General features: G+C 71.0%; 9 protein-coding genes. 4 read left to right on the top strand and 5 right to left on the bottom strand.

Annotated features, from left to right (window positions below):
• The 4 genes from ACFU8V_RS04640 to ACFU8V_RS04625 form a co-directional block, all read right to left on the bottom strand.
• On the bottom strand, positions 1 to 1,182 hold the full coding sequence (locus ACFU8V_RS04640) for a sensor histidine kinase (protein ID WP_378869378.1): 1,182 nt from the start codon (positions 1,180 to 1,182) through the stop codon (positions 1 to 3).
• A gap of 91 nt (positions 1,183 to 1,273) precedes the next feature.
• Positions 1,274 to 1,519: a YbdD/YjiX family protein gene (locus ACFU8V_RS04635; protein ID WP_081811614.1), complete on the bottom strand. Its 246-nt coding sequence runs from the start codon at positions 1,517 to 1,519 to the stop codon at positions 1,274 to 1,276.
• Between the two features lies 1 nt (position 1,520).
• Entirely contained in the window at positions 1,521 to 3,806 is a 2,286-nt protein-coding gene (locus ACFU8V_RS04630; protein WP_126894287.1) for a carbon starvation CstA family protein, read from the bottom strand.
• Between the two features lie 225 nt (positions 3,807 to 4,031).
• Positions 4,032 to 7,217, bottom strand: a complete 3,186-nt coding sequence (locus ACFU8V_RS04625; RefSeq protein ID WP_378869373.1) for a S8 family serine peptidase — start codon at positions 7,215 to 7,217, stop codon at positions 4,032 to 4,034.
• A 175-nt stretch (positions 7,218 to 7,392) separates the two neighbouring features.
• Between ACFU8V_RS04625 and ACFU8V_RS04620 the strand changes: the two genes are divergently transcribed.
• From ACFU8V_RS04620 to ACFU8V_RS04605, 4 genes are all read left to right on the top strand, one after another.
• Positions 7,393 to 7,938: an ECF transporter S component gene (locus ACFU8V_RS04620; RefSeq protein ID WP_249520588.1), complete on the top strand. Its 546-nt coding sequence runs from the start codon at positions 7,393 to 7,395 to the stop codon at positions 7,936 to 7,938.
• An 80-nt stretch (positions 7,939 to 8,018) separates the two neighbouring features.
• Positions 8,019 to 9,686: an ABC transporter ATP-binding protein gene (locus tag ACFU8V_RS04615; RefSeq protein WP_378869370.1), complete on the top strand. Its 1,668-nt coding sequence runs from the start codon at positions 8,019 to 8,021 to the stop codon at positions 9,684 to 9,686.
• Positions 9,683 to 10,501, top strand: a complete 819-nt coding sequence (locus ACFU8V_RS04610; RefSeq protein ID WP_249520590.1) for an energy-coupling factor transporter transmembrane component T — start codon at positions 9,683 to 9,685, stop codon at positions 10,499 to 10,501. The genes ACFU8V_RS04615 and ACFU8V_RS04610 overlap by 4 nt, the downstream gene beginning before the upstream one ends.
• Before the next feature lie 11 nt (positions 10,502 to 10,512).
• Positions 10,513 to 11,388 carry a siderophore-interacting protein gene (locus ACFU8V_RS04605; RefSeq protein ID WP_085604858.1) on the top strand — a complete coding sequence of 292 codons (876 nt, stop codon included), beginning with the start codon at positions 10,513 to 10,515 and terminating at the stop codon, positions 11,386 to 11,388.
• A gap of 97 nt (positions 11,389 to 11,485) precedes the next feature.
• Here ACFU8V_RS04605 and ACFU8V_RS04600 read toward each other — a convergent pair whose 3' ends face one another.
• The gene (locus tag ACFU8V_RS04600; RefSeq protein ID WP_378869365.1) at positions 11,486 to 12,421 is read right to left on the bottom strand and encodes a carbohydrate ABC transporter permease; all 936 of its coding nucleotides are present in this window, start codon (positions 12,419 to 12,421) and stop codon (positions 11,486 to 11,488) included.
• Between the last annotated feature and the right edge of the window lie 2 nt (positions 12,422 to 12,423).

Here is a 12,423-nt window from a genome sequence, read left to right as displayed (position 1 = left end):
TCAGTCGTCGTCCGGGTCGTGGAGGGGCTGCGATTTCGGGACTCGCATGCGCACCAGGGTACCCGCGCCGGCGTTGGTCTCGACGACCAGACCGCCCCCGCTGCCGTAGACCTGGCGAAGCCGGGTGTCGACGTTGCGGAGACCCACGTGACCGCCCTCCTCGCGCGCCGTGAGCAGCGCGCGCAGGCCGTCCGGGTCCATGCCGACGCCGTCGTCCTCCACGAGGATCTCGGTGTGCGTGCCGTCGTCGCGGGAGGTGATGCGGATCTCGCCGCCGTCTTCCCCCGGCTCCAGGCCGTGCCGCACGGCGTTCTCCACGAGCGGCTGCACGGAGAGGAAGGGGATGACCGTCGCGAGCGTCTCCGGCGCGATCTGCAGCGTCACCCGCAGGCGATCGCCGAACCGCGCGCGCTCCAGTTCGAGGTAGGAGTGGATGCTGCCCAGCTCCTCCGCGAGCGTGGTGAACTCCCCGTGCCGGCGGAAGGAGTAGCGGGTGAAGTCGGCGAACTCGAGCACGAGGTCACGGGCCCGGTCGGGGTCGGTCGTGATGAACGAGGCGATCGCGGTGAGGGCGTTGTAGATGAAGTGGGGGGAGATCTGCGCACGCAGAGCCCGGAGTTCCGCCTCGGCGAGCTGGGTGCGGGAGGCCTCGAGTCCGCCGAGCTCGACCTGCGCCGCACACCAGTCGGCCACCTCCTCCGCCGCCCGCACGAGCGCGGCCCGCACCGGGGACGCGAAGGCGACGACCACCCCGACCGGCACCCCGTCGACGAGGATGGGCGCGCCGACCGCCTCCAGGTCGTCCGTCCGCGAGGGCGCGGGGAACACCTGCCGCCGGCCCGACCCGCGCACCTGGGCGGCGATGCGCACGGCGGCGGATTCGAGCCCGTCCGCGGCGCCGTCGAGAATGACCGTGTCGTCCTCGCCGACGATGGCGACCGCGGCGCTGCCCAGCAGAGTCCGCAGGTGCCGGGCGGCCTTGACGGCATCCGGCCCGGTCAATCCGCCGCGGAGGTGCGGAGCGGCGAGACTCGCCTGGTGCAGCGCCCGCAGCGCCCCCTGCTCCGCCTCGCTGCCGAGGTCGGCCGAGCCGCGCGCGAACCGCCGGGCGAGCAGCAGCAGCGCCGTGAGGGCGATGCCGCCGAGAGCGCCGAGGATCGCGGCGAGGACGACGTCGTTCATGCGCTCAGCCTAGGGACGCGCAGGCAGGGTCAGCGACCCGCGCTTCGACAGGCTCAGCGACCCACCCTGGGGCCCTGAGTCTGTCGAAGGGTCAGCAGCAGCGGGCACCGGGATTGCGGTCTTGGTCGTCCATCCGCTGACGCCAGAACTGCCGCTCCGTCAGCGGCTCCTCGTCCGGATGATGCCGACGGTGATGGGCGACGTACGTGGCGTACGCGGTGTCGCCCATCAGCGTCGTCATGTACCAGCGGATGCCGCGGCCGACCCGGCCGAGGGCGCTCCACAGCGCCCGCAGCGGGGAGGTCGCGGCATCCGTCCGATCCACCGTGGAGGTCATCTCAGTGCCGTGCCGCCGCGCGCTCTTCGGCGAGGATCGGCTCCCACTGCTTCTCCAGCTCGCGCTCCTCCGCGTCGGGGAGGAACCCGGCCGGGGCGAAGCGGCGGGACGGCACGGGCGGGTCCTCGGTGTTCTCGCCGCCGCCGTTGCGGATCGCCTTCACGGTCGCGATGACGGCCATGACGATGACGATGATCGCGAGCACCACGAAGATGATCGACAGCGTGCCCTGCACCGCGGTGTTGCGGATGACGGCCTGCAGCACCTCCGGCGCGCCGAGCGTGGTGTCACCGGAGTTCAGCGCCTCCAGGTAGCGGAAGTGGTTCGCCCAGTATCCGATCGCCGGCACCGGCGAGAAGATCTTGTAGAGCGAGGCCGTGATGGTGACGACCGCGGTGAACGCGAGCGGCAGCGCGATGATCCACAGCCACCGGAAGTAGCTGCGACCGCGCTTGGCGACGATGGCCAGCACCACGGCGAGCGCGATCGCCGCGAGGAGCTGGTTCGCGATGCCGAACAGCGGGAAGAACGTGTTGATGCCGCCGAGCGGGTCGGTGACGCCGAGGATGAGGATCGCTCCCCAGCCGGCCACCATGATCGCGGTGCAGATCCACACCCCTGGGCGCCAGGAGACATCGCGGAACTTCGGGAACCAGGCGCCGATCGAGTCCTGCAGCATGAAGCGGGCGACCCGGGTTCCGGCGTCCACCGCCGTGAGGATGAACAGGGCCTCGAACATGATCGCGAAGTGGTACCAGAACGCCATCAGCGCCTGTCCGCCGAGGGCTTGCTGCATGATGTGCGCGAGGCCGAGCGCGAGCGTCGGAGCCCCTCCGGTGCGCGAGACGATCGACTCCTCGCCGACCGCCGCCGCCGTGCCGGTGAGCATGTCGGGCGTGAGGTTCACCCCGGTCAGCCCGAGCGAGTTCACGAAGGCGACCGCTCCCTCCACGGTGCCCCCGGTCGCGGCGGCCGGGGCGTTCATGGCGAAGTAGATGCCCTGGTCGATCGAGATCGCGGCGACGAGGGCCATGATCGCGACGAACGACTCCATGAGCATGCCGCCGTAGCCGATGAACCGGGTCTGCCGCTCCTTCTCGACGAGCTTCGGGGTCGTGCCCGACGCGATCAGCGCATGGAATCCGGACAACGCGCCGCACGCGATCGTCACGAAGAGGAAGGGGAAGAGCGGACCGGCGAACACCGGACCCATGCCGTTCTCGCCGAAGATGCTGACCGCGGGGACCGAGATCTCCGGACGCACGAGGACGATCGCGCCGGCGAGCATCACGATGACGCCGATCTTCATGAACGTGGAGAGGTAGTCGCGGGGCGCGAGCAGCAGCCAGACCGGCAGCACCGCGGCGATGAAGCCGTAGATGATGATGCCCCACGCGATCGTGGTGCGGTCGAGGTGGAAGATCGCCTGGCCCCACTCGGTGCCGGCGACCCAGCCGCCGCCGATGATGGCGGCCATGAGCAGCACGAAGCCGATGATCGAGACCTCGGTCACCTTGCCCGGGCGCAGGTAGCGCAGGTACACGCCCATGAAGAGGGCGATCGGGATGGTCATCGCGACGGAGAAGACGCCCCACGGGCTCTCGCCGAGGGCGTTCACGACGACGAGCGCGAGGATCGCGACGATGATGAGCATGATGAGCAGCGAGGCGATGATCGCCGCCGTGCCGCCGATCTTGCCGAGCTCCTGCCGCGCCATCTGGCCGATGGTCCGGCCGCCGCGCCGCATCGAGAAGAAGAGGACCGTGTAGTCCTGCACGGCTCCCGCGAGCACGACGCCCACGATGATCCAGATGGTGCCGGGGAGGTAGCCCATCTGCGCCGCGAGCACGGGGCCGACGAGGGGTCCGGCGCCGGCGATGGCGGCGAAGTGGTGGCCGTAGAGCACCCGGCGGTCGGTGGGGACGTAGTCCTTGCCGTCCTGCTTCACCTCGGCGGGCGTGGCCCGGCGGTCGTCGGGGCGGGTGATGTACCGCTCGATGACCTTGGAGTAGAAGCGGTAGCCGATCAGGTAGGTGCACACGGCGGCGAACACGAACCAGATCGCGTTCACGGTCTCTCCGCGCACGATGGCGAGCATCACCCAGGCGACGCCGCCGAGGAGGGCGATGGCCGTCCACAGCAGGATCTTCGGCAGGGTCCAGCGGCGGCTCTTGGCCTCGTGCTCCGCGGAGAGGGCGACGGGTGGGAGGTTCGGGTCGGTCTCGATGACGGGGTCGCCGTCGACGAGCCCGGCGCCGTCGCGGCGGCGCGACGAAGGTGCGGTCATGGGGTTCTCCTCTGGGGGCGCATCATTGCGTCTCCCCACGGTAGGGAGTGCGCCCCGCCGTCATGCCCGGATCCGAGGACGCTGCGACGAGCGGCGGGGGCCATGCGACGAACGGAGGGCCGGACGATCTGCGCCCGGCACGTCTGCACGACCCGGAGACGACGGCACGGCCGCACGAGGGATTCCCTCGTGCGGCCGTGACCGGGTCGTGCAACCGTTTCCGGATCACCCGGGGGCGTCGGTCTCCGGAGGCGCGGTCGGCTCCGGAGTCGGCCCCGGCGTCGGGGTCGGATCCGGCGTCGGCGTCGGCTCGGGAGTCGGCGACGGCTTCGGCGCGGGAGTCGGCGTCGGCGCGGCATCCGCGGGCGTCGTGACCGTCACCACGGTGCGCACGGCCGAGTCGCCGTACTGGACGAGTCCGAGGTAGCGGGTCCCGGCGGTCAGACCGGTCCAGCTCAGCTCGTAGCTCGTCTTCTCCCCGCGGACCGCGGCGATCGGGTTCGGCGTCGCGGTGAACGACCCCTCCCCGTCCGGCAGCACGGAGGCGTGGGTCATGTCCCACGTCATCGGCCCGGTGGTCGCGTACACGTTGGCGACGACGAGGTAGGTGCCCGCGGTCGGTGCGGGGATCGTCACCTGCTCGTCGGCCGAGCCCGTCGCCGACTGCCAGCGCTCGTAGTACCGCAGGTCGTCGGGGCCCACGACCCGGTAGACGGTGAGGTCGAGGTCACTGCCCTCGTCGTCGGACGAGTCGAGGTCGAAGCGCGAGAGCGTGGCGCCCTCCGGCACGTCGACGATCCAGGACACGTCCTTGTTCGCGTCGCCCGAGTTCTCGTTGCCCGAGTGCCCCTCGACGGGGTTGTCCGGGTCGCTGAGGAGCTGGAACGGCGTGAGACCCGAGACGCCCAGCGCCAGATCGCCGTCGAGGCCGGGGGTGATGTCGACGGTCGTGCTGCCGTCGACGCCGCTGCCGGTGATCTCGGCCGGAGCATCCGCCGTGACCGGGAAGACCGCGATCGGCGAGCGCACCGTGTTCTTCTTGCTCGTCCAGGTGAGCGAACCCGTGGCCCACTGCTCGACCGGCGCGGTGGTGCTGTCGAACGTGACCGTGAAGGTCTTCGTCTGCCCCGGCTTGTCGAAGGAGAGCTGGGACGGCGTGACGGTGACGTTCACGCCGGGGACGGAGGCCTTCGCCGTGAACACGCCCTTCTCGGTCGAGGTGACCGAGCGGGTGACGGTCTGCGCGCTGGCCAGGGACCCGATCGAGATCGATGCCTGGTTCAGATCGCTGCCGTCGATGGGGTCGATGCCGGGGAAGTCCGACAGCCCCTTCCCGTCGAGGAACGCCGCCCAGTCCTTGAAGCCGTTCAGGTAGAGCAGACCGGGGTTCAGGAACCGCGTCGCATCGACCTGTCCGGCACCCTGTTCGAACGGGTTCGTGTTCTTCGAGCCGTCGGGGAGCACGGTGTCGGAGGCGGTCGTCATCAGGGCCGAACGGATCTCGCCCGGGGTCGCCCGCGGGTGCTCCCCGAGGTACAGCGCACCGAGGCCGGCGATGTGCGGGGAGGCCATCGACGTCCCGGAGAGGATGCCGAAGGTCGGGTCCTCACCCGGGGCGTTGTGCGTGGCGGCGAGGATCGCCACTCCCGGTGCGGCGATGTCCGGCTTGAGGACGTCGGTGCCGTCGGCGAGGACCGGTCCGCGGCTCGAGAAGCCCGCGATCTGCGGGGTCGGCGTGGTCACACCGGTGGTGTTCTCACCGACGAGGGTGATCGGCCGATCGACGCCGCCCTGCACGTAGGCGAGCACGGCCGCACGGTGCACGGCGTTCAGGTGCACGGTCGGCACCGCGTGGAAGTCGTTGTCGAGGGAATCCGCGCCGCCGGGCACGTTCACCAGGACCATGCCGATGCCCCCGGCGTCCTTCACGACCTGGGACTTCTCCGCGCGGGCGTTGCCGCCGCGGTCGCAGACGACGATGTGTCCGGCGACCTTCGCCGGGTCGAGGGTGCCCGGCAGGCACAGCTGCGCATCCGCCGCACCGGAGGCCGCGGCATCCGCAGCGGCGATGGAGGGACCGGAGACGCTCTCACCGAACGGGACGGTCACCGAGGCCCCGGCCTGCTCGAAGCCGTCGAACTGCACGGTGCCCTCCCACGTCGGAATGGTGGAGGCGGCGACCGTCGTGTACCACGGCGAGGCGTGGTCGGCGGTGACCGGATCGGGGCCGTCGTTGCCGGCGCTGGTCGCGACGAAGACACCGGCGGCCGCGGCGTTGAGGAACGCGAGGTCTTCGGGAGCCATCACGGTGCTCGCGGCGCCGCCGCCGATCGAGTAGTTGATCACGTCGACACCGTCCGCCACGGCCTGATCGATCGCGGCCACGAGGTCGCTCAGGGCGCAGATGTCATCCGTCGTCACGGTCGTGTCCGGGCCGACGTAGCAGGCCTTGTAGGCCGCGACCTTCGCCCCGGGGGCGACACCGGAGACCGTTCCGAAGTCGACACCCTCGACCTCGGCGTCCACTCCGAAGTTGCCTGCGGCGGTGCTCGCCGTGTGCGAGCCGTGACCGTCGCCGTCGCGCGGGGAGAGGTAGTCGTACTGGAAGTCGAACCCGGCCGCCTGGGCTCCCGCGAAGAAGTACTGCCCGCCGATGAGCTTCGTCGAGTAGTCGCGCTCGTCCCAGTCCTGACCATCGACCATCGCGCCGCGGAACTGTCCGCCGTCGGACTTGTCGAAGTAGACGTAGGTGCCGTCGGTGTACGGGTCCGTGCCCTTGTGCCGGCTGTTCTGCTTCTTCTGCTGCTTGAGCTTCTTGCCCTCGAACGAGGGGTGCTCGGGCGCGATGCCGGTGTCGATCACGCCGACCACGACGCCCTCGCCCGCCTTCTTCACGCCTCCGGTCTGCTGCCACACCCCACCGCGGCCCTTGCGGTCGTCGCCGAGGCCGAGGTAGTCGGTCGAGGTCTGCGCGTCGGGGTGACGGATCTCGTCGGGATACACCCCGAGGACGTCCTTCGAGGCGCGGAGCTGGTCCACCTGCTCACCCGAGAGGTCGGCGCTGAAACCGTTGAGCACCACCTGGTAGGTCGTGTCCGGGGTGACGCCGACATCGTTGATGAGGCTGCTCTGCTCGGACTCGAGGTGCTTGACGTAGCGCTGCGCGTCCTGCGACTGCGTCTCGAGCTGCTCGCCCTCGTCGGGCTTCGTCGCCTTGAGGCCCTTGACGTCGCCTTCGTAGCTGGCGAGGGGATCGGCCTTCATGATCACGATGTAGTGCCCGGGGGTCCCCGCGACCGGAACGGGGTGCGTCACCTCCCCGGTCGCTGCGTGGCCTGCGGTTGCCGTCGATGCGATGAACAGCGTCGCCAGGGTGGTGGCTGCTGCGATCCGAAGGGGTGTTCGACCCATATCTCGCTCCTGATGATCCGATGATCCCGATGCCGCGTCGTCGCCGCACCGCGGCTCACGATAGCCCCGCCGTTCGGCGCCGGATCGAGAACTGAACGATGGTCGCCCTCGATCGTGCCGATCGGTCAGGATGGACGGCGGCCGACTCTCCGAATGTCGCCAGTAGGCTGGAGACGTGGCCCGAACCTCCGTCCTGTCGACCAGAGTGCTGCTGATCTGCGCGGCGATCGGTGTCGCCACGGGCATCCTCGGCGGCATCGCCGGATGGGTCACTCCCCTCCTCCTGGCCAGCCCGCTGCTGTTCCTCTACGGCCTCGTGCTGGGCTCGCACGTGCTGCCGGGCATCATCGCGCAGGAGGTGCTGCGGCTGCCGTTCGTGGCGCTCATCACGCACGTGTTCGCCGCCCTCATCGCGAGCGCCTTCAACCCGGCGTGGTCGCTGCGGTTCATCGGCACCGCGCTGCTCTTCGGCCTCATCCAGGAGGGTGTCGCCGCCCTCACCCGGTATCGCTCCTGGGGCGCCTGGCGGTTCTTCGTCTCGGCGGTCGTGATCGGCATCGTCGTGGCGGTGGCGGTGTTCTTCGCGGCGAACCTCGCGGTCATGCCGCTGTGGGCTCAGCTGCTGTACCTGACGATCTCCGTCCTCGGTCCGGTGGCCTGGACGGCGATCGGTCTCGCCATCGGTTCGGCGCTGCGCACCGCCGGGGTCGCGCGCCGCTGATCGCGCACGGGCCCCGCTGGCAGCACAGGTAAGGCTCAGCTAAGTTAGAGTCACACCCTCCGTCGAACCAGGGACGTGCCGTGCGCCCATCCGCACCCCTCCTCCGCGTGCGCGAGCTGACCCTCACCCACGCGGACGCCGCGCACCCGTCGCCCCGTGACGTGACCTTCGACATCGATCCCGGCGAGGTCGTGCTGCTGCTCGGCCCGTCCGGTTCCGGGAAGTCGACGCTCACGCTCGCCCTCAACGGGCTCATCCCGCACGCGCTCCCCGCGACGATGACCGGCACCGTCGAGGCCGGCGGCATCGGCACCACCACCGCGCACACCGCGACGCTCAGCACGCACGTCGCCATGGTCTTCCAGGATCCGGACGCGCAGATCGTCACGGGGACGGTGTACGACGAGGTGGCCTTCGGCCCGGAGAACCTCCTGCTCCCGGTGGAGGCCGTGCGCGTCCGCGTGGAGGAGGCGCTGCGGCGCGTCGGCCTGTGGGAGCGCCGCAACGACAACCCCGACCACCTGTCCGGCGGCGGGCGGCAGCGTCTCGCCATCGCCTGCGCCCTCGCGATGGGCTCTCCTCTCATCGTGCTGGACGAACCGACCGCGAACCTCGACCCGCAGGGGATCGACGACGTGTACGCGGCGCTGACCGAGGTCGTGGCCGCCGGAGACCGGGCCATCCTCCTCGTCGAGCACAACCTCGACGCCGCGATGCGCTTCGTCACGCGCACCATCGTGCTCGACCGCGAGGGCCGGGTGGTCTTCGACGGTCCGGCGGCCGAGACCATCCGCGCGCACGCCGACGAGCTCGTGGCGATGGGGGTCTGGCTGCCCGCCGCGACGCTCGCCGCGCTCCGCCTCCGCGACCGGGGGATCGTCCTCGACCCGCTGCCGCTGACGCCCGAGGCGCTGGCCGCCGCACTGCCTCCCGGCCCCGGCGCCGCGTCCTCGGTGCCGGTCGGCGACCCTCGCCCCGCCGACCGGGAGCCCATCATCCGGGCCCGCGGCCTGACCGTGACCCGGCGCCGCACCGAGATCCTGCACGGGGTCGACCTCGACATCGCCGCCGGGAGCCTCACCGCGATCGTCGGGGCGAACGGGGCGGGCAAGACGACGCTGATCCAGGCTCTCGCCGGGGTCGTGCCGCCGCCGAGAGGTCGGGTCTCCGTCGACGGCATCGACCCAGGGACGGCCTCGCCTCGGGAGCTCGCGGCGCGCATCGGCTTCGTGTTCCAGAACCCGGAGCACCAGTTCATCGCCGCCACCGTGTTCGACGAGCTCGCCCACGGGCTCCGGCTGCGCCAGGTACCGGACGACGAGGTCCGCACGCGGGTGGCGGAGATGCTGGAGCGGTTCGGGCTGACGCACAAGGCCGACGTGCATCCGTTCCTCCTCTCCGGCGGCGAGAAGCGACGGCTCTCGGTGGGCACCGCCCTCATCACCCGTCCCCCCGTCCTCGCCCTCGACGAGCCCACGTTCGGACAGGACCGGGCCAGGGCCGCCGAGCTCCTGCACCTGCTGGAGAGCCTGCGGGCGGACGGCACGACCGTGGTCATCGTCACGCACGACCTGCAGCTCGTCGCCGAGCACGCCACCGACACGGTCGTCCTCGCCGACGGGCGGGTGCGGGCCGCCGGTCCGACGGCGGCACTGTTCGCCGATCCCGCGATCCTCCCCTCCGCCGGCCTGCGCGTCCCCGCGTTGCAGCGTGTGCTCACCGCAGCCGGGTGGGAGGTGTCGCCATGACGATGACCACGCTCGATCCGTACGCGCCGCTCACGGCCACCTCGCGGCGGCAGTTCCTCTACGGCCTCAACCCGCTGGCGAAGGTCGCCGGGTTCGCCCCCGCCATGCTGCTCCTCGTCTTCGTGCGGGACCTGGCCACCCCCGCCGCCTTCCTCGTGCTCGCTTACGCCCTCATCCTCGTCGGGGCGCGGGTGACGGGGCGCCTCCTCGCGCTGCTCCTGCTCGGTCTGCCCGCGGGCATGGTCGCGATCGGCGTCGGCTTCTCGCTGTGGGTCGACGCGGCCCTGGTCGCCGACACCACCCCCGTCGTGACGATCGGCGACTGGACCCTCTACGGCGGCGCCCTCCTCATCGGCTTCGCCACGGCGCTCCGGCTCGGATCGATCGTCGCGCTCGCGCTCGTCGGCGGCCTCACCACCAGCGGCTCCGATCTCGTGCGTGCGAGCGTGCAGCAGCTGCGCGTGCCGTACCGCATCGGGTACACGGCCCTGGCCGCCTTCCGCTTCGTGCCCCGGTTCGGGCACGAGCTCGCCGTCATCCGCGCCGCGCACCGGGTGCGCGGTTACCACGGCGGCCGCGGCCCCTTCGCACGGATCGCCCGCGGCTGGGGGTACATCGTCCCCCTGCTCGCGGGTGCCATCCGGCATGCGGAGCGCGTCGCCCTCGCGATGGACTCCCGGGCGTTCGGTGCGCATCCGACACGGACCGAGCGGCACCTCGTGCCGTTCCGCACGAGGGACACCGTCTTCACCGTGGTCATGCTCGCCGTATCGGCCGCGATCTTCGTCCTCTTCTTCCCCTGGCAGCTCCCCTGAAAGGCGCCCGCATGGCATTCAGCAAGATGGTCAAGCCGGAGACGGCCGAGCTCCTGCACCTCACTGTGCTCCGCACCGAACGGCTCGCGCCGCACTGGGTGCGGGTGACCCTGGGCGGCGGCGAGATCGACCGCTTCCGTCCGATGGGCTACGACCAGTGGTTCCGGCTGTTCCTGCCGATCGGCGGGGAGGCCGGACTGGAGCGGGTGCCCGCCAAGGCGAACCGGATGTTCGGGTATCTGAAGTTCCTCCGCATCCCCGACGGCGAGCGCCCCGTGATGCGCAACTACACCGTGCGCGCGTACCGCCCGGCCACGCCCGAGACCGGCGCCGAGCTCGACGTCGACTTCGTGCTGCACGGCTCGGCGGCCGACGGCACCGCCGGTCCGGCCTCCCGATGGGCGGAGACCTGCGCCCCCGGCGAGCACGTCCTCATCATCGACGAGGGCCTGACATTCAACCCCGAACGGGGCACCGACCGGGTGGTGCTCGTGGGCGACGAGACCGCCCTTCCCGCGATCGCGTCGATCAGCGCCTCCCTGCCGGCCGACGCCGCGGGCACAGCGATCATCGAGGTCCCGTCCGCGGAGGACGCCCTGGAGTTCGCGCATCCGTCGGGGCTCGACGTGGTGTGGATCGTACGGCCGCACGAGATCCCGCCCGGGGTTCTCGCCCTGGACGCCCTCGCTCGCACCGCTCTGCCCGATGCTCCGTTCCACGCGTACGCGGCCGGCGAGCAGTCCCTGGCCTCCGGCGTCCGCAAGCAGCTCGTCGGCGAGCGCAGCGTCGACAAGAACGCCGTCAGCTTCTGCGGCTACTGGAAGATCGGCGCCGCCTCCCCCGCCTCGAAGGCCGCCCGCGAGGCCGCCGCCGAGCCCCTCGCCTGAGGCCGGGCACAGCTTCGGAGACAGGGCACGACACGCCGGGGCGGAAGAGGCCGCCCCGGCGCGTCGTCGGGAATCTCCGAAGTTGTGCCCGCTGACCTCACTTCACACTGCCCTGCGTGAGCCCGCCGACGAGCCACTTCTGCAGGAACAGCGCCAGCAGGTAGATCGGGATCAGCCCGGAGAGGCTCGCGGCGGCCATCTGCCCGAACATCACCTCTCGACCGCCCTGCATGAGCGCGATGCCCACGGGGAGCGTCTGGGAGTCGACGCTCTGGGTGAGCAGCAGCGGGATGAGGAAGTCGTTGTACGCGAGGATGAAGACGATGATCGACACCGCCACGATGCCCGGGGCCGTGAGCGGCAGGATCACCGCCCAGAGGGTGCGTAGCGGACCGCATCCGTCGATCTGCGCCGCCTCGTCGACCTCGAACGGGATCGAGCGGAAGAACCCGTCGAGCAGCCACACCGCCACCGGCGTGAGCAGCAGACCCTCGACGATGCCCAGCCCGATCACCGAGTCCATGAGCCCCGCGGTGCGCACCAGGACGAAGAGCGGGATGATCGCCACGATCGGCGGGGCGACGTACGCCGAGACGATGAGCCCGAGGGTCTGCTTCCCGCCGGCACGCAACCGGGCCATCGCGTAGTTCGCCGGGATCGCCACGAGCAGCGAGACGACCACCGCCCCGACCGCCGCCCCGATCGAGTTGCGGAGGTAGGTGAGGATGGGCCAGTTCTCGAACGCGGCCACCCAGTTCTCGAACGCAAGGCGGGACGGGAGGATCCGGGTCGACAGGATGTCGTCCGGGCTCTTGAACGACATGCTCACCATGTACAGCACGGGCAACAGCGCGAGGACGATCGCGACGACGATCACGGCAGCCTTCACCGCCGTGACGGTGACGGACGGCCGTCCGGGTCGGGAGATGCTCGCGGTCCGACGGCGCCGTTGGCGACGGCGGGCGTCGGGGACCACCAGCGTGACGGTCGCGCTCTCGTCGACCCGATCCGTGGAGCGGAGTGTGAGCGACATGG

It is taken from the genome of Microbacterium sp. NPDC057658, from assembly GCF_042799975.1.
Lineage (GTDB): Bacteria > Actinomycetota > Actinomycetes > Actinomycetales > Microbacteriaceae > Microbacterium.
Note: the sequence above shows the minus strand (reverse complement) of the source record. Positions and strands in the feature narration are given on the sequence as shown.